Source organism: Jatrophihabitans sp., assembly GCF_051960575.1.
In the GTDB taxonomy this organism is placed as follows: domain Bacteria; phylum Actinomycetota; class Actinomycetes; order Mycobacteriales; family Jatrophihabitantaceae; genus JBQCEE01.
In genome coordinates, this window is sequence record NZ_JBQCEE010000240.1 from 1 (window position 1) to 25107 (window position 25107).

General features: G+C 71.1%; 29 protein-coding genes, 1 tRNA gene and 1 pseudogene. 23 read left to right on the top strand and 8 right to left on the bottom strand.

What is annotated here, in order from left to right:
* From ACTHMS_RS13305 to ACTHMS_RS13330, 6 genes and pseudogenes are all read left to right on the top strand, one after another.
* Nucleotides 1–412 (top strand): annotated as a pseudogene (locus tag ACTHMS_RS13305) (lyase family protein); the annotation flags it as partial.
* A complete protein-coding gene (locus ACTHMS_RS13310) occupies nt 402–1169 on the top strand; it encodes an alpha/beta fold hydrolase (protein ID WP_440307152.1) in 768 nt (255 codons plus the stop codon). The pseudogene ACTHMS_RS13305 and the gene ACTHMS_RS13310, both read left to right, overlap by 11 nt.
* On the top strand, nt 1166–1549 hold the full coding sequence (gene pcaC / locus ACTHMS_RS13315; protein WP_440307153.1) for a 4-carboxymuconolactone decarboxylase: 384 nt from the start codon (nt 1166–1168) through the stop codon (nt 1547–1549). The genes ACTHMS_RS13310 and pcaC overlap by 4 nt, the downstream gene beginning before the upstream one ends.
* Nucleotides 1550–1586: 37 nt before the next feature.
* The gene (locus ACTHMS_RS13320) at nt 1587–2768 is read left to right on the top strand and encodes a 4-hydroxybenzoate 3-monooxygenase (RefSeq protein WP_440307154.1); all 1182 of its coding nucleotides are present in this window, start codon (nt 1587–1589) and stop codon (nt 2766–2768) included.
* A gap of 610 nt (nt 2769–3378) precedes the next feature.
* Nucleotides 3379–3768 (top strand): ATP-binding protein, encoded by a 390-nt coding sequence (locus tag ACTHMS_RS13325; RefSeq protein WP_440307155.1) that lies wholly within the window; start codon nt 3379–3381, stop codon nt 3766–3768.
* A 152-nt stretch (nt 3769–3920) separates the two neighbouring features.
* Entirely contained in the window at nt 3921–4313 is a 393-nt protein-coding gene (locus tag ACTHMS_RS13330; protein WP_440307156.1) for a hypothetical protein, read from the top strand.
* Here the strand turns inward: ACTHMS_RS13330 and ACTHMS_RS13335 are convergent.
* Nucleotides 4310–4744, bottom strand: coding sequence for a DUF5994 family protein (locus tag ACTHMS_RS13335; RefSeq protein WP_440307157.1), 435 nt, complete (start codon nt 4742–4744; stop codon nt 4310–4312). The genes ACTHMS_RS13330 and ACTHMS_RS13335 overlap by 4 nt on opposite strands.
* Before the next feature lie 282 nt (nt 4745–5026).
* Here ACTHMS_RS13335 and ACTHMS_RS13340 point away from each other — a divergent pair, with 282 nt between their 5' ends.
* The 3 genes from ACTHMS_RS13340 (at nt 5027) to ACTHMS_RS13350 (ending at nt 7204) form a co-directional block, all read left to right on the top strand.
* Entirely contained in the window at nt 5027–5230 is a 204-nt protein-coding gene (locus ACTHMS_RS13340) for a cold-shock protein (RefSeq protein ID WP_440307158.1), read from the top strand.
* A 40-nt stretch (nt 5231–5270) separates the two neighbouring features.
* Nucleotides 5271–6353 carry a fatty acid desaturase family protein gene (locus tag ACTHMS_RS13345; RefSeq protein ID WP_440307159.1) on the top strand — a complete coding sequence of 361 codons (1083 nt, stop codon included), beginning with the start codon at nt 5271–5273 and terminating at the stop codon, nt 6351–6353.
* A gap of 68 nt (nt 6354–6421) precedes the next feature.
* Nucleotides 6422–7204, top strand: coding sequence for an ANTAR domain-containing protein (locus ACTHMS_RS13350; RefSeq protein WP_440307160.1), 783 nt, complete (start codon nt 6422–6424; stop codon nt 7202–7204).
* A 21-nt stretch (nt 7205–7225) separates the two neighbouring features.
* Here the strand turns inward: ACTHMS_RS13350 and ACTHMS_RS13355 are convergent, their stop codons facing one another.
* Together ACTHMS_RS13355 and ACTHMS_RS13360 are read right to left on the bottom strand one after the other, a co-directional pair.
* On the bottom strand, nt 7226–7657 hold the full coding sequence (locus ACTHMS_RS13355; RefSeq protein ID WP_440307161.1) for a DUF5994 family protein: 432 nt from the start codon (nt 7655–7657) through the stop codon (nt 7226–7228).
* A 249-nt stretch (nt 7658–7906) separates the two neighbouring features.
* On the bottom strand, nt 7907–8719 hold the full coding sequence (locus ACTHMS_RS13360) for a transglutaminase-like domain-containing protein (RefSeq protein ID WP_440307162.1): 813 nt from the start codon (nt 8717–8719) through the stop codon (nt 7907–7909).
* 158 nt (nt 8720–8877) lie between these two features.
* Here ACTHMS_RS13360 and ACTHMS_RS13365 point away from each other — a divergent pair, with 158 nt between their 5' ends.
* Together ACTHMS_RS13365 and ACTHMS_RS13370 are read left to right on the top strand one after the other, a co-directional pair.
* Complete coding sequence (locus ACTHMS_RS13365; protein ID WP_440307163.1) at nt 8878–9339, top strand: hypothetical protein; 462 nt, start codon at nt 8878–8880, stop codon at nt 9337–9339.
* A 20-nt stretch (nt 9340–9359) separates the two neighbouring features.
* The gene (locus ACTHMS_RS13370; RefSeq protein WP_440307164.1) at nt 9360–10073 is read left to right on the top strand and encodes a TetR/AcrR family transcriptional regulator; all 714 of its coding nucleotides are present in this window, start codon (nt 9360–9362) and stop codon (nt 10071–10073) included.
* A 327-nt stretch (nt 10074–10400) separates the two neighbouring features.
* Here the strand turns inward: ACTHMS_RS13370 and ACTHMS_RS13375 are convergent.
* Both ACTHMS_RS13375 and ACTHMS_RS13380 read right to left on the bottom strand, forming a co-directional pair.
* Nucleotides 10401–10474: transfer RNA gene (locus ACTHMS_RS13375), tRNA-Met, on the bottom strand.
* A 245-nt stretch (nt 10475–10719) separates the two neighbouring features.
* Nucleotides 10720–11982: a choice-of-anchor P family protein gene (locus ACTHMS_RS13380; protein WP_440307165.1), complete on the bottom strand. Its 1263-nt coding sequence runs from the start codon at nt 11980–11982 to the stop codon at nt 10720–10722.
* A 181-nt stretch (nt 11983–12163) separates the two neighbouring features.
* Between ACTHMS_RS13380 and ACTHMS_RS13385 the strand changes: the two genes are divergently transcribed.
* The 9 genes from ACTHMS_RS13385 (at nt 12164) to ACTHMS_RS13425 (ending at nt 19230) form a co-directional block, all read left to right on the top strand.
* Entirely contained in the window at nt 12164–12571 is a 408-nt protein-coding gene (locus ACTHMS_RS13385; protein ID WP_440307166.1) for a TOBE domain-containing protein, read from the top strand.
* A 20-nt stretch (nt 12572–12591) separates the two neighbouring features.
* The gene (gene modA, locus ACTHMS_RS13390; protein WP_440307167.1) at nt 12592–13326 is read left to right on the top strand and encodes a molybdate ABC transporter substrate-binding protein; all 735 of its coding nucleotides are present in this window, start codon (nt 12592–12594) and stop codon (nt 13324–13326) included.
* A gap of 4 nt (nt 13327–13330) precedes the next feature.
* The gene (gene modB / locus ACTHMS_RS13395; protein ID WP_440307168.1) at nt 13331–14170 is read left to right on the top strand and encodes a molybdate ABC transporter permease subunit; all 840 of its coding nucleotides are present in this window, start codon (nt 13331–13333) and stop codon (nt 14168–14170) included.
* On the top strand, nt 14167–15222 hold the full coding sequence (locus ACTHMS_RS13400) for a sulfate/molybdate ABC transporter ATP-binding protein (RefSeq protein WP_440307169.1): 1056 nt from the start codon (nt 14167–14169) through the stop codon (nt 15220–15222). The genes modB and ACTHMS_RS13400 overlap by 4 nt, the downstream gene beginning before the upstream one ends.
* 21 nt (nt 15223–15243) lie before the next feature.
* Entirely contained in the window at nt 15244–15483 is a 240-nt protein-coding gene (locus tag ACTHMS_RS13405; protein ID WP_440307170.1) for a MoaD/ThiS family protein, read from the top strand.
* Nucleotides 15484–15516: 33 nt separating this feature from the next.
* Nucleotides 15517–16536: an aldo/keto reductase family protein gene (locus ACTHMS_RS13410; protein WP_440307171.1), complete on the top strand. Its 1020-nt coding sequence runs from the start codon at nt 15517–15519 to the stop codon at nt 16534–16536.
* A 259-nt stretch (nt 16537–16795) separates the two neighbouring features.
* Entirely contained in the window at nt 16796–16966 is a 171-nt protein-coding gene (locus tag ACTHMS_RS13415; RefSeq protein WP_440307172.1) for a hypothetical protein, read from the top strand.
* A gap of 87 nt (nt 16967–17053) precedes the next feature.
* Nucleotides 17054–17833, top strand: coding sequence for an esterase/lipase family protein (locus ACTHMS_RS13420; RefSeq protein WP_440307173.1), 780 nt, complete (start codon nt 17054–17056; stop codon nt 17831–17833).
* A complete protein-coding gene (locus ACTHMS_RS13425) occupies nt 17830–19230 on the top strand; it encodes a WS/DGAT/MGAT family O-acyltransferase (RefSeq protein ID WP_440307174.1) in 1401 nt (466 codons plus the stop codon). The genes ACTHMS_RS13420 and ACTHMS_RS13425 overlap by 4 nt, the downstream gene beginning before the upstream one ends.
* A 17-nt stretch (nt 19231–19247) precedes the next feature.
* Here ACTHMS_RS13425 and ACTHMS_RS13430 read toward each other — a convergent pair whose 3' ends face one another.
* Together ACTHMS_RS13430 and ACTHMS_RS13435 are read right to left on the bottom strand one after the other, a co-directional pair.
* Nucleotides 19248–21272, bottom strand: coding sequence for a putative bifunctional diguanylate cyclase/phosphodiesterase (locus ACTHMS_RS13430; RefSeq protein WP_440307175.1), 2025 nt, complete (start codon nt 21270–21272; stop codon nt 19248–19250).
* A gap of 101 nt (nt 21273–21373) precedes the next feature.
* The gene (locus ACTHMS_RS13435; protein WP_440307176.1) at nt 21374–21784 is read right to left on the bottom strand and encodes a PPOX class F420-dependent oxidoreductase; all 411 of its coding nucleotides are present in this window, start codon (nt 21782–21784) and stop codon (nt 21374–21376) included.
* Nucleotides 21785–21855: 71 nt separating this feature from the next.
* Between ACTHMS_RS13435 and ACTHMS_RS13440 the strand changes: the two genes are divergently transcribed.
* Complete coding sequence (locus ACTHMS_RS13440) at nt 21856–22437, top strand: NADPH-dependent FMN reductase (protein WP_440307180.1); 582 nt, start codon at nt 21856–21858, stop codon at nt 22435–22437.
* Here the strand turns inward: ACTHMS_RS13440 and ACTHMS_RS13445 are convergent.
* Nucleotides 22430–22864, bottom strand: a complete 435-nt coding sequence (locus tag ACTHMS_RS13445) for a CoA-binding protein (RefSeq protein WP_440307177.1) — start codon at nt 22862–22864, stop codon at nt 22430–22432. The two genes, ACTHMS_RS13440 and ACTHMS_RS13445, sit on opposite strands and share 8 nt — an antisense overlap.
* Nucleotides 22865–22886: 22 nt before the next feature.
* On the opposite strand from ACTHMS_RS13445, the gene ACTHMS_RS13450 reads away from it, so the two are divergent.
* Entirely contained in the window at nt 22887–23417 is a 531-nt protein-coding gene (locus tag ACTHMS_RS13450; RefSeq protein ID WP_440307178.1) for a YbaK/EbsC family protein, read from the top strand.
* Nucleotides 23418–23594: 177 nt separating this feature from the next.
* On the top strand, nt 23595–25022 hold the full coding sequence (locus ACTHMS_RS13455) for an MFS transporter (RefSeq protein ID WP_440307179.1): 1428 nt from the start codon (nt 23595–23597) through the stop codon (nt 25020–25022).
* The last annotated feature ends 85 nt before the right edge of the window (nt 25023–25107 follow it).

The window sequence follows — 25107 nt, forward strand, 5'->3', positions numbered from 1 at the left end:
GCCCCCCCCGCCCGGCCGCCGCGGCTCGTCGACCAGGCCGCACAAGCAGAACCCCGTGCTGTCGGTGCTGGTCAGCAGCGCCGCGCTGCAGGCGCCGGCGCTCGCCGCCCTGCTGCACACCGCAGCCGGCCGCACGGTCGACGAGCGGCCGCCGGGTGCCTGGCACGCCGAGTGCCTGCCGCTGCAACATCTGTTGCGGTCGACCGTCGTCAGCGCGTCGCAGGCGGCCGAGCTGGTCGACGGCCTCGTCGTCGACACCGACGCCATGGCGCGGCATGCCGAGGCCGTCGCGTCCGACCTGCTCGCCGAGCGCGGCGACGGGCCTGGCGACCCCCGCACCTATCTCGGGGCCACGGACGCCCTGATCGACGCCGCGCTCGCTCGGTGGAAGGAGTTCGACGATGGTGCCTGAGCTGCGGTTCGCCGTGCTGCACGGCTCCGACGACGCGACCCGGCTGCTCGTCGTCGGGCCCTCCCTCGGCACCGCCGTCGCCCCGCTTTGGCGCGACTGCGCGGGCCGGCTGCCGGCCGACGTGCAGGTGCTCGGGCTCGACCTGCCCGGGCACGGCGACAGCAGGCCCAGCACCGAGCCGTTCACCGTCGAGGACCTCGCCGCGGCCGTCCGCGAGCGGGTGGTGTCCGAACACCGTCCGGTGACGTACGCCGGCGTCTCGCTCGGCGGCGCGATCGGCTTCGCCCTGGCGGTCGACCCCGGACGCGTGGCGGGCGTCGTCACCATCGCCGCGGCGCCGCGGATCGGCGAGCCCGCCGCGTGGCACGAGCGGGCCGCGAAGGTGCGCGCCGAGGGCACCGCGAGCCTCGTCGACGCCTCGGTCGGCCGCTGGTTCGCACCGGGCTTCGCCGAGCGCCGGCCTGGCGTCGCGCAGCCACTGCTCGCGTCCCTGGTCGCCGCCGACGACGAGTCGTACGCGCAGGCGTGCGAGGCGCTCGCCGCCTTCGACCGGCGTGGACTGCAGCCGGTCGTGCCGCTGCTCGTCACGGCGGGCACGTCCGACCCGGTCGTGCCGCCGGAGCAGGCCCGGGCCGCCGTGCCGGGCGCGCGCTTCCATGAGTTCACGACCTGCGGTCACCTGCCCCCGGCCGAGGATCCAGCGGCGGTGGCGGCGGTCCTGGGCGACGTCCTCGTCGCGACGGCGGTGACCCGATGAGCGACGACGACCGGCTCGCCGCCGGCGACGCCGTGCGCCGGGCCGTGCTCGGCGACGCGCACGTCGACCGGGCCCAGGCGCAGGCGACGCCGTTCACGGCTGACTTCCAGGCCTACATCACCCGCGCCGCCTGGGGTGACGTCTGGACGCGCCCGGGCCTCGACCGGCGCACCCGCAGCGTGGTGACGCTGACCGCGCTGATGGCGCACGGCCACTGGGGCGAGTTCGCCATGCACGTGCGGGCGGCCCGCCGCAACGGGCTGACTGCCGACGAGATCGCGGAGGTGCTGCTGCACGCCGCCGTGTACGTCGGCGTGCCCGCGGCCAACCACGCCTTCGCGATCGCCCGCGAGGCGCTCGAGCAGGAGGACCAGCCATAGTGAACGAGGTTCGCGGCGACCACGACGGGGCGGCCACATGATCACGAACACGACCGTCGGCATCGTCGGCGGCGGCCCCGCCGGCCTGATGTTGTCGCACCTGCTCGGCCTCAGCGGCATCGACTCGGTCCTCGTCGACCACCGCACCCGGGACGAGATCGAGCACACCGTGCGCGCCGGCATCCTCGAGGCCGACAGCGTGCGGCTGCTCGTCGACACCGGCGTCAGCGACCGCGTCCATCGCGAGGGGCACGCCCACGCCGGGATCTCGCTGCGCTTCGGCGGCGAGCACCACCGCGTCGACTTCGAGCAGCTCACCGGCGAGTGCGCATGGCTCTACCCGCAGACCGACGTCTTCGTCGATCTCGCCGACGCCCGCGCGCGCGACGGCGGCGACGTGCGCTTCGGGGTGCGGGACACCCGCGTGGTCGACCTGACCTCCGCGCGGCCGGGCATCCTCTTCACCGACGCCGACGGCGTGGCGCAGGAGGTGCGCTGCGACCACCTCGTCGGGGCGGACGGCTCGCGCAGCGTCTGCCGCCACGAGATCCCGGACGCCGCGCGCACCCAGTACTTCCGTGAGTACCCGTTCGCGTGGTTCGGGATCATCACCGAGGCGCCGCACAGCGCGCCGGAGCTGGTCTACACCCACTCCAAGCACGGGTTCGCGCTGATCAGCCAGCGCACCGAGTCGCTGCAGCGCATGTACTTCCAGTGCGACCCGGACGAGGACGTCGACGCCTGGACCGACGAGGCGATCTGGGCGGAGCTGCAGCGCCGCGTCGCCGGGCCGGACGGCTTCACGCTGCGCGAGGGCCCGATCACCGAGAAGACCGTGCTGCGGTTCCGGTCGTTCGTCAACGAGCCGATGCGCTGGGGCAACCTGCTGCTCGCGGGCGATGCCGCGCACACGGTGCCACCGACGGGCGCCAAGGGGCTCAACCTGGCCCTCGCGGACGTGCGGGTGCTGGCCGAGGTGCTCGAGCGTGCGGTGCTCAAGCACGATCGCGATGCGCTGGACGAGTACGGGCCGCGCGCGTTGCAACGGGTATGGCGGGCGCAGCACTTCTCGTACTGGATGACGACGATGCTGCACACCCTGCCGGACGCCTCGCCGTTCGACGTGCGCCGCCAGCTCGGCGAACTCGAGTCGCTGGTCGCGTCCGAGGCGGGTCGACGGTATCTCGCCGAGGGGTACACGGGCTGGCCCCGCCGCTGACCGGCGCCGCCCGGCCTCCGACGGAATGATCAGGGCCCCTCAGTGCGTCGCACTGAAGGGCCCTGACGTTCGTAGCGGGGGCAGGATTTGAACCTGCGACCTCTGGGTTATGAGCGCGATCTTGGTGTATCGCGCACTGTCGCGCAAATCGTAAAAACCATATGGCCTATGGCTTTGCTGACGCGAAGGGTTTGGCTGTGTCACCCTGTATCGAGGCGTTCTGATGGCAATTGATGGCAGATCCGCGCCGCGCGGTGGCAACGTTCGGGGGAGAATCGGGCTATGGGGTCGTCCGTCGACGAGTCGGCACGCACGGTCGCGTCACCTACGCCGCTATCTATCGGGACGCCCGTGGCAACGTCCGCCACGCCGACGTCTTGACCGTCCTCGACATGGTCAGCTCGCTCAAGCGGCAGGCGTCCGCTGTGTTTCATCCACGCCCTGCAGCTCGCCCCTGTTGCCGGGGCGCGAGACGTCGGTTCTCGCTGCTGGGTGAACAAGAAGTCGACCCCTCACGCTTCGATTCCATCGCGTTCGGGCATGCTGACCTCGACCCCTGCGCCGAAACCCGGCATGTCTCAAGTGGTCCGATCGACCCGAGAGGCATCCCGTGCCCCGCTTCGCCGCAGTCGTCGACCTTCCTGTGAACAATCAGGCCCCCTCGGCCGCCCGTGCGATGGTCGCCGCCGCGCTGCCACTCTGGGGTTTGGGGACGCTCGCCGACGACGTCGAGCTGCTTGCGAGCGAATTGGTCACCAACGTGGTCGTCCATGCGAGTCAGTCGGACACCATGCAGCTCGTGTTGGACGCCGGGCCCGAGCGGTTCAGACTCACGATCGAAGACGGCTCGCCGGTACCCCCGAGGCTCCGGGCTTCGGGTCGGACGGCCACCACCGGGCGCGGACTGGTCCTTGTGCAGCACCTTGCGACGCGCTGGGGAAGCGAACAGTGCGGGCCGGGCAAGCGTGTCTGGCTCGAGATCGATCGCAACCGAGAGTAGTCATTGGCTGCGCAATTCGGCGTAGCCTCGATCTTGGTTGTTGGCCTGTCGCGCGTTGAACGCCCATGTCCACGTCGTCAGCGACCGTGGTTGATGCTCGGCCGTGCCGGCCGGATTGGGGCCATCGTGGCCACTACGACGTCGGTGAAGCCATGATGCAGCGCATCACCCTGGGACTGATCGGCTCGCCCGTCTTCGATCGAGGGCGCCGGCGGGTGGGTCACCTCGCGCGCCTCTACCTCGACCTCGACGTGGGGGACCGGGCGGACGACGAGGTGGATGCACGGTTCGACGTCGCTCACTTCGCCGGCGTCGCCGTACGCCAGCGTGGCCGCACCCAGATCATGTTCGTCGCCCTGGGCGGCGCCGGAGTCGATGACACCGGCATCTTGCTGGCGTGGTCCGGCGCGGTCATCCGTCGAGCGCCCCGAGTGTCGGCCGGGCATCCGATGCCCGTCGCCCTCGAGCGTGTGCTGTTCCTGCATTACGGGTTGCCGTACGAGCCGGCCTTGGACGGCGTCCGCAGACTCGTCCCGGTCGCCTAATCGGGCGCCGCGCTCCCGGACGGGGCGTCCAGATCCGCGCGGGCGAGTGTCTCGAGCGGGGTGAGCGCGTTCCCGGGCGCGCACGCCATCAGCGTGGCGGTCAAGGCCACCCGCTCCGGTGTGCCGGGGGGGACGACGAGCAAGGTGAGCCGGCGGCCGGGGCTGCAGCACAGCACCGCCTGCTGCACCTGCTCGACCCCGTACCAGCTGATCTTCGTCCGGCCGATGCGCGACCCGGTGTGGTCGACCCCGAACCACTCATCACGGTTGAGCATGACTCCCGAAATCGCCCCGAGCCGCTCGCCCGCCGCGTCCAGCATCCGGGGGAGTTCCTCGGCGATCGACAGCGTCCGCGGCCACCATGCGCCGTGGAGGAGGTCGCGTCGAGTTGGACGCTGCGCGAGCACCAACCGTGAAGGGGCGACGGTCATGCGGGAGACGACATCACTGCAGAGGCTCGATCCGCTCGGGCTCCGCGCCGGCTCGATGCCGACGACGTGAACCTCGTGCTTCGAACCCTACGCGCCCCGAAAGGCTGCTACCGTCGGAATCGGTTGTCAGCACCTCCTTCCTCGGCACGCACCGCGACGCGGGACTTGTTGAAATTGCGTCTGCCGTAGCACCGACCCCCAGTCGGAAGCCACCTCATCTCGCGCAACCGCGACGCTCGCGCACCGTGCGTGTGCCTCACCGGCTTCGGAAGGAACAAGATCATGACGCTGGGCACGGTCAAGTGGTTCAACAGCGAAAAGGGCTTCGGCTTCATCGCACCCGACGACGGCAGCAAGGATGTCTTCGTGCATCACTCGGCACTGATCGGAGAGGGCTACAAGAACCTCGAGGAGCACCAGCGCGTCGAGTTCGACACCACCCAGGGACCCAAGGGACCGCAAGCCGGCAATGTGCGGAACGCCTGACGGCAGGCGACGGTCCTCGATGACGACCGTACGGCCGTCGATGAGCGCCACCGGCGGACTTGATCGTGCAGGCGCGGGGTCGCGGGATCGGAGCGATTTCAGCGCTCTGGTCACGGCTGTTCGGGCTGCCGGACTGCTGGAGCGTCGGCGCGTCGGCTATATGGTGCGGACCTCGCTGACGCTTGTGTTCCTGGGCCTCGTGGTGCTGGCCGTCATCGCGATCGGTGACTCGTGGTTCCAGTTGCTCGCAGCCGTAGCGCTGGCGATTGCATTCGCGCAGGTCGCGTTCCTCGGCCATGACGCCGGCCATCAGGCTATCTTTGCGATCCGTCGGAACAACGACGCGTTCGGGCGTGTACTCGGCAATGTCGTGATCGGGTTGAGCTACGGCTGGTGGATCCAGACCCACAATCGTCACCACGCGAATCCGAATCATGAAGACCGCGATCCGGACATCGGCGACGGCGTGTTGGCTTTCACGACGGCTCAAGCGCGGAAGCGGCGCGGTGCGCTCAGCCGATTCGTGGTGCGCCGGCAGGCATGGCTGTTCTTCCCGCTCACGCTCCTCGAAGGGATCAGCCTGCACGTCGACAGCATCATCTCCGTCGTGACAGGCCGCGATCGGTCTGCTCGAGGAGGTCGCCGGCGCATCGAGGCCCTCACTCTGGTGTTGCACGCAGCCCTCCTCGTGACGTTGGTGCTGTCTGCCATGTCGCCGGCCAAGGCGGTCGCGTTCCTCGCCGTCAACCAAGCGGCGTGGGGCCTCTACATGAGTTGCACCTTCGCGCCGGCGCACAAGGGGATGCCGATCATCAGCGCCGACATGCAACTGGACTTCCTGCGCCGACAGGTGCTGACGTCCAGAGACGTTCGCGGTTCGCGCTTCATCGACCTGGCGCTGGGCGGCCTCAACTACCAGATCGAGCACCACCTGTTCCCGAGCATGCCGCGATCCAACCTGCGCAGCGCTCAGGGCATGATCCGCGCACACTGCGCAAGTGTCGGCATCAGTTTCCAGGAGACGACGCTCTGGCAGTCCTACCGCGCAGTGCTGCAACACCTCGACGCCATCGGCGCGCCCCTCCGCGACGAGATGCTCACGCCGACGTCGGCACGGTCGTGATGGAGCCTGCGAGACAGTCCGCGGCGGCCGCCGGGGAATGCGATCGCTCGTCGACGTCGTCCGAGTCGATGACGCAGGCAGCGCTCGTCTCGGTCTTCGAGGAGCTCGACACCAATGTCGCGCCCACGCACTCGGTACCGAGCGCACTGCGGTCGATCGTCGCAGTGGCGGCCGGACCGCTCCTCTGTGCCGATGCGGCGAGTCTGATCCGGCGAGGCGCCAAGCACTCCAAGACCGTCGCCAGTTCGAGCGCGATGGCCGCGGCGGCCGATGCCGTGCAGCTTCGGCTTCAAGTCGGGCCGAGCATGGATGCCTGCGGGTTCGAGACACCGCAGGTGTTGAGCGGTGATCTGCTCTCCGACAGTCGGTGGCCGCCGCCCTACAGGCTCCTGACCGCAGGGCAGCACGGCATTCGAAGCGCTGCAGCCTTCCGACTCACCGCAGATACCTCGAGTGTCACGGTGCTCACGCTGTACGCACTGCAGCGCGACGCCTTCGACGCGGATGCACGAGCTCGCATCGCGCTATTCGTGGCGCACGTGCGCGCGTTGCTGTCCCACCGACTCGCCGCCGAACAGGCTGCACGGCTGCTCGACGCGCTTGAGTCGAGCCGTGAGATCGGCATCGCGATCGGCGTGCTCATGCACCAGCACAAGATCACGCGCGACGCGGCGTTCGCCATGTTGCACGACGCGAGTCAGCTCAGTCACCGCAGGTTGCGTCAGATCGCACGTGACGTGGCCGAGACAGGGCACATCACCACCATGCGGCGATCGCGCGGTGGCGATTCGCGCGCGGTGGCCGGCAGCGAGCCGCAAGCGGAGCAACGCCCGGATCCATGCTCCCCCTGACCCTCGCTGCGCCTCGGTGCGTCAGCTCCGCCGGCTGCCGTCGTCCAGGTTTGCGCCGTCTGTGCGCGCCCGCTCCAGCAGTTCCCGGGCCGACACATGGTCGCTGCTGGTGATGCCGGCCATGGCACGAGCAGCGACCTCATGCGCGGTCTCCGGCGGAAGGACGAGGAGCAGCACTCGCTGCCAGCCGGATGAATCGACCAACATCAGTTCGGCCTCGTCCTGGGAGTTGAACCCACCGAGGCGGATCACGCTGCCGCGCAGCGTGATCCGGCGTGGCACACTCGCGTCCCAACCGCTCAGCGCGAAGCTGATCCGTCGCACCCGCGGATACCCGGCTGCTTCCACAGCAGCCACGAGCGGCGGCACTTCGGCGACCAGATCCAGCGACGACGGCCACCACACGCCGTCGAGACGCCGGTCGACCTGATGGGCGACGGGAAGCAACGTCAATGAGGGCTCGTCACGTCGTCCTCGGACGACGTCACGTCCGCGACGACCGCCGTTGTCGGGGACGACGGTGCAATCCGTGATCACGTCGCCTGCCGAGCTCGGCCGGAGCGCGATGGTGAGTTGATCGGCGGGACCGGTGCGACCTGAGCGGCGCAGGATGACGACCTCGACAAGGCTGAGCCTACACCGCCCAATGCTCGACCGGGCTCGTCGCGCACCATCCTGTCGCTGCTTCGATGTGGTCGGGCGTCACGGCATCGTGACCAGTTCGCGCACGTCATCCGCAGGGAGATTGCCGTCGACTGTGGCGGTCACTGCGTACTCGAGCAACGTGGTTCGGCCGCCGTAGCTGGAGAGGAACGCCGTATCCGCAGCGTCTCGGCCGCTGACGATCCGCACCAGACTCCGTCGGGGCGCCAACAGGCTTGCGTCGACGACCCGCCACTGCCCGTCGACGGCCGCTTCCGCGACGGCGTGGAAATCCATTGGATGCAGACCAGGGGCGTACACGGCGGCAAGTCGTGCCGGCACGTCGAGCGCACGGAGCAGGGCGATGACCAGATGGGCGAAGTCGCGGCACACGCCTCGGCGAAGCAACAGCGTGTCGACCGCTCCGTCCAGCGCACCGCTCGAACCAGGGACGTAGGCAAGACGTGCACCGACCCACGACGAGACCGCCGACAGAAGTTGCTCTGCGTCGGTGATGCCGGCGAACTCTACTTGCGCGACCGGCCCGAGCCGGTCGGACTCCACGAAGCGACTCGGGCGACGGAACACAAGGCCATCGGCAGCACTCGCCACGCGGGAACCTTCGCTGCCGTCGACCGTGGCCTCGTACTCGACCTCCAGGCGGCCGGCCGGCACGCGACAGATGTGAATGCGCGCCGCGTCGTCGATGGTGACTTCCTCCACCGGCAGCGGGCGCCCACCAATCCGCACGACCAGACGCTCCGCCACCTGCGTCGATGCGCCAACGGAGGCGGCGATCTGCAAGGTGATCCGGGCGGGTTCGTCGACCTGAACGAGTAGCTCGGCGCTCACCCTTCGGGTGGGGATCTCCATGCCGCGAGTATGACGTCGCGGCGTGCGGTGCGTCGTTCCTCTCGCTCAAGTGGTCTTGGTGCGCGGCGTTCGCCGCGAACGTGCGGTACGGTTCGAGCAAAGTGAAGCAGTGCTCAAGTATTGAGAGCTGCTTACCGAGCGGAGCGGAGGCGGTTGCCGTGTGGAAGGTCGAGGTCTCCGGCGAAGCCCGGACTGACAGAAAAACGGTCTGGGCCTGGTACGAGGCGACTGACGAGGCGCCCGGTTGGGACCCGCTGATCAAACGGATCGAGTCGAACGGCCCGATCGAGCTCGGCGCGAAAGGTCGCAATCACCCGACCAGCGGTCCGGGCGCCCCGTTCGTCTACACCGAGGTGACCCGGTTGGTCAGCTACACCGAGGTGTCCTCGGCGCCCGGCGCGAAGTTCGCGTTCACCCACACGATCGGCGACCTTCCCGACGGCCGGTTGCGTCTCACCCACGGCGCTGAGGTCAGCGGGCCTCTCGCCTCGCTGTATCGGCCGTTCCTGCACGCCCGCTTCGCCAAGGGCATGCAGGAAGCGCTGGACAATTTCGTCCGCCGCGTCGAGTCCGGGCCGCCACCGGACGGCGCTGCCCCGGGCACTCCTGCCGCGGGCTGACGCCCTTCTAGGCTTGGTCGGTGCCTCCGACCTCTTCACCCACGCGCCGCACTCAGCGGCGTGAGGACACGCTCGGCGAGATCCGCGACGCGGCACGCGCACTGCTCGCCGAAGCCGGGCCGGAGGCAGTCACCCTCCGCGGAATCGCGGCCCGTCTCGGCATGGCCGCCGCCGGCGTGCACTACTACTACGGCTCGCGCGACGACCTGCTCACAGTCCTGATCATCGACGCCTTCGACGAGCTCGCCGATGCCACCGCGCGCGCAGCGAGCAGACCCGGGCAGCGAAGCTCCAAGACCCAGGCGTGGACGGCCGCAGCCCTGGGCTACCGGAGTTGGGCCATGACCAACCCGGAACTGTTCCAGTTCGCGCACAGCGCCACCGCCACCCGATTGAAGGGAAGACAAGCGCTGCTGCCGGCAAAGAATCGAGCGGTCCGTGCACTCATTGACCCGCTCATCGACGCGGCCCAGAGCGGTGAGATCCGCGTCCCCAACTGGGCGCCGATCCCTCGCGCGCTGCGCGGGCAGCTGCAGCGCTACGCGGACGCTGCGGCGGTGCCGGCAGATCCGCCGCTGCAACTCCTGCTGCTTCAGGCCTACACCCTCGTCCATGGCGCCGTCGTCCTCGCCGTCACCGGCAGCCTGCCCCGCGAACTGCTCGAGGACGACGCACTGTTCCGCGCCCAACTGGCGCGGCTGCTAGCGAACGCACCGCGAACACCGCGGGACTGATCGGCGCTCCAAACCGTTTCACCCGCGATCGCCGAACGCTGCGACCGTCGTCCGCACGCCTGACACCACGCCAACGACCTGTGCCTTGCCGACCACCACGTCTCAGCAACCAGCGTCAGGGGCCAGCGACGTACGCGCATCGCAGCGAATGGACAGTCTGTCCACCCTCGCGCACTTCGCGGCCTGAGAGGATACTGTGGAAACCCAGTGAGCGCTGTCCCGGCCTCACTTGTCTGGCTGCGGCCCGGCCGATGGCAAATCGATGGCAAGTGATCGAGGCCCTCCAGTGCGATGCACTGGAGGGCCCGGATTCATTGACCTGCGTTGTAGCGGGGGCAGGATTTGAACCTGCGACCTCTGGGTTATGAGCCCAGCGAGCTACCGAGCTGCTCCACCCCGCGTCGGTGAGTTCAGCTTACCTGGCCGGTCGACGCGCGACCAACCGGCCCCCCCTCGCGCCGCTGTGCCCCCTGCTGTGGTCGTGCCGAAGATCCACTGACGACCACGGCAGGGGGCCAGGCGGACGAGCCGGGTCAGGCGCCGGCGGCCTCGGCGGCGGTGGACGCGTTGCCCCTGACATGCCGCGGCCGGGGCCGTCCGCTGCGCTGAGCGGACGACCCCGGTCGCGGTCGTGGAGCAGGTGGCACTACATCCGGGTGGCGGCCCCGGCGCGTGCGATCTCGATGTGCGCGCCGACCGGCAGCCCGTACGCCGCCGTGGTGAGCACGATGTCCAGGCCCGTCACGATGACGATCGCCCCGGACTTCGCGGTCTTGTCGATCGTCACCTTGGCGATCTTGCCGATCGTCAGGACGGTGCCGGCGGGCACGTTGAGGTTGATCGGCTGCCCGGCCACCGAGACGTTGACGCCGGTCGTCTTCGCCGACGTCGAGTGGGTGCCGGACGAGGTGCTCACCGACTTCGCCACGGCCGTGATGGCCGAGGCCTTCACCAGCCCGCCGAGCAGGTTGATGCCGGTGACCTGTGAGGTCATCGTCGCCGTCGACTGGGTCGTGCCCTTGACGCCGTTCGCGATCGTCCTCAGCACACCGGTGTTCGTGACGCCGTTGACGACGACGCCGGTCGTGGTGTGCACGACGTTGGTGCCGTCCGTGCCGCTGGTGCCCATGTTGATGAACGCGGTGCGGCCCGAGGCGACCTTGAGCGTGCTGCCCGCGCCGGTCGTGATGCGGGTGGCGTAGGCGTAGCCGGTCGGGCCGGTGTTCGACTGCGGGACGTGCGGGCCGAGCGCCGCCTCGGCAGCACTGAGGAAGATCGTCGCGCCGGTGTCGAGCGAGCCGACGGGCTTGAGCAGGCTGATGTAGAGGCCGATGCCGTCGACGGTCACTGTGCCGTCCGAGCCGGTGTAGCTCGAGTAGGTGTTCGCCGCGACCTCGGCGATGCCGGCGGCACCGAAGTAGCTGTTCTGCGCCGGGTTGGCCGGGATGGCCTGGCCGGCGATCTTGAGGTTCACGAACGTGCTCTTGGCCGACTGGCCGCTGACCGCGCCGTTGGTGTAGGTCACGGTCGAGGTCGTCGTCACCGCGTCCAGCGTGATGAGGCCGTTGAGCAGATCGACGTTCGCCGCAGTGGCCTTGGCGATCGTCTGGCTGCCGCCGGTGACCGCGACCGAGTGCTCTTCCGTGGTCATCGCGCCGATGTGCACGAGGCCCCCGAGCGCATCGGCCGCAGCGGTCTCATTGCTGCTCGAGGCCGGCACCTGGTCGGTGTAGAGCGTCGAGAACGGTTCGGCGGTGACCTCGACGAGGCCGCTCGGGCCGAGGACGCGGACGCCGGCGCCGAAACCGGAGAAGGTGTGAGCGGTGTCGGCGCCGGCGGGCGCGGCGATCAGGACACCGGTGACGGTGGCAGCGGCGGTGACCGCGGCGGCCAACAGGGTGATCTTCATCTGTCCCCCCAAGGACAGGACAGGCAGGGCTGGAACCGGCGCGGGGAGCCGGCAGGCCTGTCCGAGGGGAAGGCTAGAGCAGGACCTTGGTCCCCGCGACTTGAAACGGTTGTGCGTCGCATCTGGCGCAGCTGCGGAGCTCGATGCGCAGAGTGTCCGCAGATGCGGTTACAGTGGCCGCGTGCCGAGCTACCGATTCCGTGAGGCCGCCGCGCTGCTCGGGGTCAGCGACGACTCCGTGCGCCGGTGGGCGGACCAGGGCAAGCTGCCGACGTCGACCGACGAGGCCGGTGTGCGGGTGGTCGACGGGGCCGACCTCGCCGCCTTCGCCACCAGCACGGCGCGAGCGACCGCCGTCGCCGGCCCGGTCGCCGGCGAATCGGCCCGCAACCGTCTGGTCGGGCTGGTCACCCGCGTCGTGCGCGACACCGTGATGGCCCAGGTCGAGCTGCAGTGCGGGCCGTTCCGCGTCGTGTCGCTGATGAGCCGGGAGGCGGCGGACGAACTGCAGCTCGAGCCCGGCGTCACCGCCGACGCCGCCATCAAGTCCTCCAAAGTCGTAGTCGAGGTCCCGGAGAGCCGTTCGTGAAGCGTCTGGTCGCTGCTGCCGTGTCCGTTCCGCTCGTGCTCGCGGGGTGCTCGTCGTCCGGCGGTGCGACGACGAGCTCGGGGGAGCTCTCGGGCTCGATCAGCGTCTACGCCGCAGCGTCGCTCACCGAGGCGTTCAAGACGATCGAGCAGCAGTTCACCGCCGCCCACCCGGGCACCAGCGTCACGCTCACCTTCGGCGCCAGCTCCGACCTCTCGACGCAGATCAGCCAGGGCGCGAAGGTCGACGTCTTCGCGTCCGCGTCGGAGAAGAACATGAAGGCGCTGGCGTCTCAGGCGACGTCCCCGACCGACTTCGTCAAGAACCGGCTTGAGATCGCCGTGCCCCCGAACAACCCCGCGCACATCACCTCGGTCGCCGACCTCGCGAGATCGGGCGTCAAGGTCGCCGTCTGCGACCCGGCCGTGCCGTGCGGCGTGGTGGCGCAGCAGGTCTTCACGAACGCCAAGATCACGGTCAAGCCGACGGCCAACGAAGCGGACGTGAAGTCGACGCTCGCCGCCGTCGAGTCCGGCGAGGTCGACGCCGGTCTCGTCTACGTCACTGACGTGCGGGCCGCCGGCAGCAAGGTGACGGGTATCCCGATCCCGGGCGGTGTCAACGCCAGCACCACCTACCCGATCGCGACGCTGAAGGGCGCTCCGAATCCCGCACTGGCGAAGGCATTCGTCGATTACGTGCTCTCGGCCGACGGACGGAAGGTGCTCACCGCAGACGGCTTTGCGCAACCATGAGCGAATGAGCGTCGTCGCGCCGCCACGCGGGCGGGGGAGGGCCCGCCGCGCCGCCGGGCTCGGCACACCGACCGTGCTGGTGCCGCCGGCCGTGCTCGCGCTGCTGTTCCTGTTCCTGCCGACGCTGGCGCTGATCGTGCGTACCCCGTGGACGCAGCTCGGCCGCATCTACGGCGAGCGCGGGGTGTGGACGGCGCTGCGGCTGTCGATCGAGTCGTCGCTGCTCGCGACGGCGATCGCGGTCGTGATCGGTGTCCCGCTGGCCTGGGTGCTCGCGCGCGTGCGGCTGCCGGGCGTCGCGGTGGCGCGGGCGTTCGTGACCATCCCGCTGGTGCTGCCGCCGGTGATCGGCGGCGTCGCGCTGTTCCAGGCCTTCGGACGACTGGGCATCCTCGGCGGCGCCATCCGGGCGGTGCTCGGTGAGGACCTGCCGTTCACGTTCGCCGCCGTGGTGGTGGCACAGACCTTCGTGGCGATGCCGTTCCTGGTGATCACCGTCGAGGGTGCGTTCCGCATCGCCGACCGCCGCCTCGAGGAGGCCGCTGCGACGCTCGGCGCGTCCCGCCGCCGGATCTTCACCCACGTGACGCTGCCGACGGTGCTGCCGGCGCTCGTCGCCGGCACGGTGCTGTGCTGGGCCCGCGCACTCGGCGAGTTCGGGGCGACGCTGCTGTTCGGCGGCAACAATCCGGGGGTGACGCAGACCCTGCCGACCGACGTGCTCACCGTCTTCTCGAACGACCCCGCCGACGCGCCCGCGCTGAGCCTGCCGCTCATCGCCGCGGCGGTGATCATCCTCGGTGCGCTGCGCGAGCGCTGGTTGCGTCCCGTCGCCGTCTCGTGAGCGCTGCCCTCTCGGTCGCCGGACGCGTCACGGTCGGCGCCTTCGACCTCGCCCTCGACCTCGCCGCCGCACCCGGCGAGGTCGTCGCGGTGCTCGGCCCCAACGGCGCGGGCAAGTCGACGCTGCTGCGCGTGATCGCCGGGCTGCTGTCGCTCGACGAGGGGGAGGTGCGGCTCGGTGACCGCGTGCTGGACGCACCCGGCGTCTACGTGCGGCCGCAGGACCGCCGGCTCGGGTTCGTCTTCCAGGACCACCGGCTCTTCCCGCACCTGCGCGTGGTCGACAACGTCGCCTTCGGCGCCCGTTCGCGGGATGTCGGCCGCGCCACCGCGCGCGCCGAGGCGCACCAGTGGTTGCAACGCCTCGGGCTCGCCGACCTGGCGCGCCGACGCCCCCGCGAGCTGTCGGGCGGCCAGGCGCAGCGGGTGGCGCTGGCCCGCGCCCTCGCGTCCGGGCCCGAGGCGTTGCTGCTCGACGAGCCCCTCGCTGCCCTCGACGTGCAGACACGTGCCGACGTGCAGGCCGAGCTGCGGCGCCATCTCGCCGACTTCGCCGGGCCGACGTTGCTGGTCACGCACGACCCGATCGAGGCGCTGCTGCTCGCCCGGCGCATCGTCGTGCTCGAGGCCGGACGCGTGGTGCAGCAGGGCTCGGCGGCCGAGATCACCGGCCGCCCCCGCACGCCGTACGTCGCGCGGCTGGTCGGCATGAACCTGTACGCGGGTGTGGCCGAGCACGGCGTCGTGACGCTCGACGGCGGCGGGCACCTGGCCGTGGCCGACGTCGTCGACGGGCCGGTGCACGTCGCGGTTCGGCCGTCGGCGTTCACCGTGCACACCTCGCCGCCCGACCACACCAGCGCGCGGAACGTCTGGTCGGGCGCGGTCGCGACGCTCGCGCCGCTCGGCGACCGCATCCGGCTCACCGTCGGCGGCACGCCCGAGGCGCTCGTGGACGTCACCGCCGCGGCGGTCGCCGAGCTCGGCCTCGCGCCCGGCGTCCCGGTGTGGTTGTCGGCGAAGGCGACCGACGCGGTGGCGTACCCGCGCTGACCCGTCTGGCAAGGTGATCGGGTGAGCGCGAAGGTGACCGTGCGGTACTGGGCCGGCGCCCGGCGGGCCGCCGGGGTCGAGGAGGACACCGCCGAGGCGGCGACGATCAGCGAGCTGAAGTCGGTGCTGGCGCAGCGCGGTGAGCTGGCCAAGGTCGTCGAGGTCGCGTCCTTCCTCGTCGACAGCGACCCGTCGTCGGACAGCACACGCCTGTACGACGGCGCAGTCGTCGACGTGCTGCCCCCGTTCGCCGGCGGCTGACAGGAACCTGCGCGGGCAGGGCAGGATCGAGGCATGGAATTCCGCTACCTCGGCCGCTCCGGACTGCAGATCTCGGAGATCACTTACGGCAACTGGCTCACCCACGGCTCGCAGATCGAGAACGACGTCGCGACGCAGTGCGTGCGCGCCGCCCTCGACCACGGCATCACCACGTTCGACACCGCCGACGTCTACGCGAACGGCAAGGCCGAGACGGTGCTCGGCGAGGCGCTGAAGGGCGAGCGGCGCGAGTCGCTCGAGGTCTTCACCAAGGTGTACTGGCCGGTCGGGCCCGATCCCAAGGGCAAGAACGACACCGGGCTGTCGCGCAAGCACATCATGGAGGGCATCGACCACTCGCTGCGCCGCCTGCAGATGGACTACGTCGACCTGTACCAGGCCCACCGCTACGACCTGTTCACCCCGCTCGAAGAGACCATGCAGGCCTTCGCCGACGTCGTGCGCGCCGGCAAGGCGCTCTACATCGGCGTGAGCGAGTGGACGGCGCAGCAGATCCGCGACGCGCACGCGCTGGCGACGGAACTGCACGTGCCGCTCGTGTCGAGCCAGCCGCAGTACTCGATGCTGTGGCGCGTCATCGAGGACGAGGTCGTGCCCACGTGCCGGGAGCTCGGCCTGAGCCAGGTCGTCTGGTCGCCGATCGCGCAGGGCGTGCTCACCGGCAAGTACCGGCCGGGCGAGCAGCCGCCGGAGGGCTCGCGCGCCACCGACACCGCCGGTGGCGGCGCGAACATGATCAAGCGCTGGATGTCCGACGAGGTGCTCACCGCTGTCCAGGAGCTCCGGCCGATCGCCGACGACCTCGGCCTGTCGATGGCGACGATGGCCGTCGCGTGGGTGCTGCAGAACGACAACGTCGCCACCGCGCTCGTCGGCGCCTCGCGGCCCGAGCAGGTCGTCGAGAACGTCAAGGCCGCCGGCGTCACGCTGCCGGACGAGGCGATGCAGCGCATCGACACCGTCCTCGGCGCCGTGGTCACCCGCGACCCGTCCCTCGTCGAGCGCTCGACCCCGACCGCCCGCGCCGTCTGACCCTGGCTCGCCCCCTCCGCCGAGTGGTGGGTTGGGGCGCGAGTGGTGACTTCCAAGTCACCACTCGGCGCGCAACCCACCACTCGGCGTAGCACGACGTGTCACTGGTCGTCACGAGCCGGACACACTCGACAGTCATCGTGGGTGCTGCGGCTGTCCGGAGCCGCCCGAGCGCCCGGGAGGCGATGACATGGACGAGACCCTTGAGACTTCAGACACCTACGTGACCTACGGCAGCTGACTGCGGACGACCGGCCGGGTGGACGCGATCGACGAGATCGCCGACAGCTTCGAACGGCCGGTCGCGACGTCGCTGTGGGAGGCGACCGCCGCCCGCGCCGCCCGCTCGGTGTGGCCGGCGTCGGGCGGACAGTGGGTGCGGGCGGCGGCGCACTGGCCGCGTCCGGGCCGCCTGGTGCGCAGCGCCTGACCCGCCCCGCCCGACCCGGCGGGGCGCCGACGCGCCGCTGTCGTCCCTCGTCAAGCATCGGACGACGGCGCGGTGCATGCTGGACCGATGTCCGCCGGCACCGCGCCCACCGACCAGACCGAGCTGCCCGACGCCGATGCCGCCGGCGCGCCGTCGCTGCTGCTGCAGCTGCAGGAATGGCGCGCGCTGGTCGAGTTCGCCCAGGCCGCCCATGTCGGCGTGCTGCCGCAGTGGCCGCGCGGCGACGGCCACCCGGTGCTGATCATCCCGGGCTTCCTCACCACCGAGCTGAGCACCCGGTTCCTGCGGCGCACGCTGCGCGAGCTCGGCTACTACGCCCACGACTGGCAGGGCGGCCGCAACCTGGGCCCGCGCCGCGAGACCACGAAGGCGCTGCGCGACCGGCTCGAGTCGCTCGCCGACAGCCACGGACGCCGCGTCTCGATCGTCGGCTGGAGCCTCGGCGGCGTGTTCGCCCGCGAGCTCGGTCGCAGCCACCCGGACGACGTGCGCCAGGTGATCACGATGGGGTCGCCGATCCGCGGCAACCCCCGGGCGAGCACGCCGTACCAGCTCTACCAGCTGCTGAACCCGCGGGCGCGGCGGGTCGACCCGGTCGCCGACGCGGCGCGGCTGGCCCGCGAGGAGCCGCTCGAGGTGCCGACGACGTGCATCTACAGCCGCACCGACGGCGTGGTGGCGTGGGAGTGCTGCACCAGCCGACCGTCGCCGACGACCGAGAACGTCGAGGTGCACAGCACCCATTGCGGATTTAGGCACAACCTGGAGACCCTGAGCGTCATCGCCGACCGCCTCGCCCAGCCGGAGGGGCAGTGGCGGCCCTACCACCGGACGGGGATCGCATGAGCACCAAGCGTCGACTGTCGCCGCTCGACCAGATCTTCCTCTGGGGCGAGACGCCGAGCACGACCATGCACGTGGCCGGCCTGATGATCTACGAGCCCCCTGCGGGCTCGTCCGACCACTTCCTGCGCGATCTCGAGCACGACATGCGCAAGGCGGTCAGCGTCGTCGAGCCGTGGAACCTGCGCCTCGCGACGCCGTGGTGGCTTCGCAACCCGCTGCAGGCATGGGTGCCGGACGAGAAGATGGACCTCGACTACCACATCCGGCGCTCGGCCCTGCCGTCCCCGGGCAGCGAACGCGAGCTCGGCACGCTCGTCTCGCGGCTGCACAGCAATGCGATCGACTTCTCGCGCCCGCCGTGGGAGGTGCACGTGATCGAGGGGCTGCAGGACGGCCGGTTCGCGGTCTACACGAAGATGCACCACGCGCTGGTCGACGGCTACAGCGCGACGCAGACGCTGATCCGCAGCCACTCGACCGATCCGGACGACGTCAAGCCGATGTTCTTCCAGATCCCGAAGCCGCGACGTCCCCGCCCGGAGCAGGAGCGGTCGGGCCCGCTGCCCGACATCAACGGGCTGCTCGAGACGGTGATCAAGCGCTCGCGCTCGGCCGCCCGCCTCGGGCAGGGCCTGATCAACACGCAGGTGCGGCGCGACAACGAGTTCGCGCACCTCATCGGCTCGGCCCAGGCGCCGAAGTCGATCCTCAACCAGCGCATCAGCCGCAACCGCCGGTTCGCGACGCAGAAGTACGACCTGCCGACGCTGAAGGCGATCGGCAAGTCGCAGGGCGCCACGCTGAACGACGTCGTGCTGACGGTGATCGGCGGTGGGCTGCGCGAGTTCCTGCTCGAGCTCGGCGAGCTGCCCGACAAGCCGCTCATCGCGTTCGTCCCGGTGAACATCCGGCCGAAGGGTGACGTCGGCGGCGGCAATGCGGTCGGCGCGATCCTCGCCTCGCTCGGCACCGACATCGCCGATCCGCTCGAGCGGCTCGAGTCGGTCGCCCAGTCGACCCGCATCGCGAAGGCGCAGCTCGAGGGGCTCACGCAGGAGGCGATCATGGCCTACAGCGCGGCCCTGCTCGCCCCGCTCGGGCTGCAGGCGGCCAGCGCGTTCACCGGCATCAACACGCCGCTGCCGCTGAACTTCAACGTGATCGTCAGCAACGTGCCCGGCCCGACCAAGCCCCTCTACATGCGTGGAGCCCGGCTCGAGGCCGACTTCCCGGTGTCGATCCCGGTGCACGGTGTCGCGCTGAACATCACGCTGTTCAGCAACGTGGACGCGATGTGCTTCGGCTTCGTGGGGTGCCGCGACACCCTTCCGCACCTGCAGCGGCTCGCCGTGCACACCGGCCAGGCGTTCGAGCAGCTGCAGAAGGCGGTTGGCTGAGCGTGTCGTCGCGGGGGTCAGCCGGCCAGTGAGCGCCGGCTGGCCGGACGCTGTGCGTTGAGCCAGCGCACGACCTCCTCCGGCGGCATGGGCGGGGCGACCAGCCATCCCTGCAGCACGTCGCAGCCCATCGCGGTGAGGGCGCTGACCTGCGAGCGGGTCTCCACGCCCTCGGCGACGGCGGTGACGCCGATGCCGTGCGCCAGCGCGATCATGGTGCGGACGATGCCGGCCGACTGCGGCGTCTCGGCCATGCGGGCCACGAACGCACGGTCGATCTTGATCTCGTCCACCGGCAGGAGGTTCAGCCGCAGCAGTGACGAGTAGCCCGTGCCGAAGTCGTCCAGGCTGATCCGCACGCCCATCGCCCGCAGACGGTCGAGGGTGGCCGTGACCTGGCCCGACTCGCCGGTCATGACCCGCTCGGTGATCTCGAGGGTGAGCGACGAGGCGGGCACGTCGAAGGCGGCCAGCTCGGCGGCGACGAGGTCGAGCAGGCTGTCGCCGGTGAGGTCGGTCGGCGAGACGTTGATCGCCACCGCGACGTCCTCGCCGTCGGCCCGCCAGAGCGCCATCTGCTGCAGCGCGAGGCGCACCACACGCGCGGTCAGCGCCGGCATGATGCCCGACCGCTCGGCGATCGGGATGAACCGGTCGGGCGGGATCCAGCCCTGCTCGGGGTGCCGCCACCGCAGCAGCGCCTCGACGCCGAGGGTGCGGCCGTCGGCGTGCACCTTCGGCTGGTAGTGCAGCTCGAGGTGGTCCTCGTCGAGCGCGCGCCGCAGCTCGCCGAACAGCGCCAGCCGCGAGGGGTTGTTGTCGTCGTACTCGGGCGCGTAGGTCTCGACGCCGGTGCGGCCGTGCTTGGCCCGGTACATCGCGACGTCGGCGTGCCGCAGCAGCGTCGCGGTGTCGAGCCCGTGCTGCGGGCAGAGCGCCACGCCGATCGACAGCTGCACCTCGAGCACCATCTCGGGCAGGTGGATCGCCGAGCCGACGGCCTGCTGGATCGCGTCCGCGACATGGCGGGCGGTCTCGTGGTCGGCGTCGTAGACGAGGATCGCGAACTCGTCGCCGCCGAGCCGGGCGACGAGGTCGCCGGGGCGCAGGCTGGCCGAGAGCCGCTCGGCGATCCGGGTGAGCAGCGCGTCGCCGACCTGGTGGCCGAGGGTGTCGTTGACGGTCTTGAAGTCGTCGAGGTCGATGAGCATCAGCGCGAAGCCGAGGCCCTCGCGGTGGTGGCTGTTGAGCGCCTCGTCGACCTCGTAGCGCAGGGTGGCCCGGTTCGGCAGGCCGGTGAGCGCGTCGTGACCGGCGGCGTGCTCACGCTCGAGGGACTGGGTGGCGACGTAGTAGATCAGCAGCAGCGGCACGAGCAGCAGCGGGACGAGCGCCCACTCCTGCTGCCCGGCGAGCGTGACCAGCGGCGACAGCGCGAGCACCGCGAAGCTCATCGTCGCGTAGTGGCCGAAGTCGTCGCGCAGGATCTCGGTGAACGGCGCCGACCAGGCCAGCACGCCGGCCACCAGGGCCAGGTTGACGACGAAGTAGACGACCCAGGCGAGCGCCATCCAGCCGAGGTCCTCGCCGTCGAGGTGCCACAGCGGGTGGTCGAGCGTCGGCGTGTGCTCGAAGAACGGCATGACCAGGCCGGCCGCCGCGACCGACAACGCGTACTGACCCGGGTTGAAGACGGTCTTCCACCACTGCTTGCCGACCCGCACGTCGGCGATCACGGCGGCGAGCGCGATGATGACGACCGCGGGCCACACGCCCCAGACGAACAGCACGGCCATCGCGAACGCCGTCGACATGACGACGCCCTGCGGGTCGTGGCCGCGGCCGCCGACCAGCGGCATGAGCTCGAGGCCGATGGCCAGGGCGGCCGTGACGACGAACGCCGGCAGCAGCTGGATGCCCGGCGAGGTCACGACCTGGAACAGCCCGAAGAGGATGAGCGGCCAGCCCAGGATCACGCAGGCGTACCACGTCACACTCGACATCGACGTGACGCGCAACGAGAACTGGTTCCGCGTGATCAACGGCGCTGCTTTCGGACGGATGTGGGCGTTCCAGTCCTGATCGGCGGCGGCCGGTGGATCATGAGCCGATCACGAACGGGTTCGCCGTGGCGTCCGTGATGTTAGCCCGAGACCGACGGCCCGGCACGCAGGATCGGGAAGCGGATCAGCACGCGGCGGTCGCGTTCCATCGCCGCGCGGTAGTCGTCCCAGTCGGGGTGCTCGCCTGCGACGCGGCGGTAGTAGTCGACGAGCAGCTCCATCGCCTCCGGCAGCTCGACGATCTCGGCCGGCCCCTCGACCTGCACCCACGGCCCGAAGAACCCGTCGGTGAACGCCGCCAGGCTCGCCCACGGGTCACGGCGCAGGTTGCGCACCTTCATCGACGGCTCGCGCGTGCTGATGATCACCCGGCCGTCGGCGTCGACGGTCGCCGTGACCGGCGACAGCTGCGGCCGCCCGTCGCGTCGGGCCGTCGAGAGCACGCCGCGGTGGTGCTGGGTCAGGAACTCCCGGGCGCCCTGTGGGTCCATGCGTCCTCCAGCGCGGGATGAAGCGGTGCCGACGACGACCTTAGGGTGTTGGTGTGGGCACGGGCGAAGGGATGCGCATGGCACCGGTGATCGTCGGACTCGGCGGCTCGACGAGCGCGGTCTCGGTGACCGGCCTCGCGCTCGACCGCTGCCTCGCGCTGGCCGCCGAGGGCGGTGCCGAGGTGCGCGCCTTCGACGGGCCGTTCCTCGCCGGCCTGCCGATCTTCTCGGTGGACGCGACCCCCTCGGCCGCCGCGGTGGAGCTGGCCGAGGCGGTGCGCGGCGCCGATGCCCTCGTGGTGGCGACGCCCGGCTACCACGGCGGCATGTCCGGCCTGGTGAAGAACGCGCTCGACCACCTCGAGCTGCTGCGCGACGACCGGCGTCCGTACCTCGACGGGCGAGCGGTGGGGATCGTGGTGACGTCGTCGGGCTGGCAGGCGTGCGGGACGACGCTGGTGGCCGCCCGCTCGGCCGTGCACGCCCTGCGGGGGTGGCCGACCCCGCTCGGGGTGATGATCAATTCGGCCGAGCAGTACCCGGACGCGTCCGGCCGCTTCGACGCGCGGGCCGAGGGTGCGCTGACGGTCATGACGCAGCAGCTGCTCGACTTCGCCGGGTGGCAGGCGGCGGCGCGCGCGGCCGTCAGCTGAGCGACGGCGCCTCGAGCCGCAGCCGGCGCTGCTCGACGATGAGGCAGCGGTCCTCGACGTAGAGCAGCCCGGCGTCCTCGGCGATGCGCCGCGCCTCGGCCGATGCGATGCCGAGCTGCAACCACAGCGCGGTGGCGCCGGCGGCGACGGCCTGGCGGGCGATCTCGGGCGTGGCCTCGGACGGCCGGAAGACGTCGACCAGCCCGACCTGCTCGGGGAGGTCGGCGATGCTGCGGTACGCCGTCTCGCCGAGGATCGTGCCGCCGGCCGGGTTGACCGGGATGATGCGCCAGCCGTGCTCCTGCATGTGCGCGGGCACGTAGTGCGCGGGCTTGTGCTCGGCGGCGCTCGCACCCACGACGGTGATCGTGTCGTAGGTGGTGAGGATCCGCTCGACGACGGCGTCGGTGTCAGCACCCATGTCCATGCCCCCACAGTACGGTCGGGGGGTGACCGGCCCGGGGAATCTCGCATGGACGTCCGCGGTGGGCGAGCTGGTGGCGGCCCCCGTCGCGGCGGCGCTCGCGGCGTGGCCGCGTGCGGGTGACGTGCTCGCGGCGCCGATCGATCCCGACCTCGCCGACACGGCGGCCTTCTGCGAGCGCTACGCCGTGGCGCTCGACGACTCGGCCAACTGCGTGATCATCGCCGGGCGGCGGGGCGAGCTGACGCGGTACGCCGCATGCGTCGTGCTCGCGACGACGCGTGCCGACGTGAACGGCGTCGTCCGCAGGCGGCTGGACGCCCGCAAGGCATCCTTCGCGCCGATGGACGACGCGGTGTCGCGCACCGGCATGGAGTACGGCGGCATCACCCCGATCGGCCTGCCCGCCGACTGGCCGGTGTTCGTCGACGCGACCGTGCTCACCCGCCCGTCGGTCGTGATCGGCAGCGGACTGCGGCGCTCGAAGCTCGCGCTCCCGCCCGCCGTCCTCGCCGACCTCCCCGGCGTCGAGATCGCGGACGGCCTCGCCTCCTGATCGCACCACGACGGTGGGGAAGAGCGCCTTCCCGGCCGTCGTGGTCAGCGTTTCGGCCTGATTCCGCGCCACGACGGTGAGGAAGGGCCCCTTCCCGGCTGCTGCGGCAAGTGGCTTGGAGGGCGGGCCAAGCGGACGGCAAGCGCTCGGCAAGCGGGCACGGTCAGGGTCTCGGGCATGACATCGACGATCTCCCCGACGCCCGTCGCGGCGTCCGCCCCGGTCCTGACACCGCCGCCACCCGACGCGAGCCGCCCGGCCGCCCGGCGCGGCATCACGCTCACCGTCGTCTACACCGTCACCGCGATGCTCATGCTCGACATCGCCGTGGTGAACACCGCGCTGCCCAGCCTGGCCCGCTCGCTCGGCGCGGGACGCAGCGGCATCCAATGGGTCGTCGACGCCTACACCGTCGCCCTGGCCGCCACCGTGCTCACCGCCGGCGCGTTGGCCGACCGCTTCGGGCGGCGCCGGGCGCTGCTCGCCGGGCTGGCGCTGTTCACCGTCGCGTCCGCGATCTGTGGTGCGGCCGGCTCGATCGCCCTGCTCGACGCGGCCCGCGCGGTGCAGGGCGTCGGCGGTGCGATCCTGTTCGCCTGCTCGCTGGCCGTCCTCGACGACGCGTTCCCGGCGACGGCCGACCGCGCGAAGGCGCTCGCAGGGTACGGCGCGGTGATCGGCGGCTCGTTCGCGGTCGGCCCGTTCCTCGGCGGCGTGCTCACCGAGTCGGCCGACTGGCGCTGGATCTTCCTCGTGAACGTCCCGGTCGGCATCGTCTGCTTCGCGCTCACGGCGCGGGGCGTGCGCGAGTCGCGCGACCCGGCCCCGCGGCGGGTCGACGTGCCCGGCGTCGTGCTGCTGTCGGCCGCCCTCGGCGCCCTCGTCTACGGCCTGATCCGGGCCGGCGTCGACGGCTGGTCCGACGGCACCACGGTGGCCATGCTGCTCGCCGGGGGCGTGCTGCTCGCGGTGTTCCTCGTCGTCGAGGCACGCACCGCCGAGCCGATGCTGCCGCTCGGGCTGTTCCGCGACCGGGTCGTGACCGGGGCGCAGATCGCCGCGGTCGGCATCTCGGCCTCGCTGTTCGCGATCTTCCTCTACACCACGCTGTACCTGCAGGGCGTGCTGCACCTGTCGCCCGTCGAGGCGGGTGCGGTGTACCTGCCCGGCACGGTGGTGATGTTCGTGGCCGCGGGCGTCACCGCGTCGCTGCAGCAGCGGCTCGCGCCGGCGACGGCGCTGGTCGCGTCGCTGGTCGCCGTCAGCGGAGGGTTGGTGCTGCTGACCCTCGCCGGCACCGACTCGTCGTGGGTGGCCGTGCTGCCGGGCTCGATGCTGGCGTTCATCGGCGCCGGCGTCTGCAACCCGGTGATGAGCGGCCTCGTGCTGCAGAGCGCGCCGGCCGGGCAGGCCGGGCTCGCCACCGGCGTGAACGACGCCTTCCGGCAGACCGGCATCGCGCTCGGCGTCGCCGTGCTCGGCGTGCTCATCCCGGCGGGGGACGCGGCCGGCTTCACCCGCGGCCTGCACCACGCCGAGCTGGTGGCCGCGGGCATCGCGCTGGCCGGGGCGATCGGCACCGCGGGGGTGCTGCGCCGCCGCTGACCCCGACGGCGCGCGCCGCCTCACCCCCCGGCGCGGCGCAGCAGCTCGGCCGAGCGCTGCTGCCAGGGCTGCCAGCCCTGGCGGC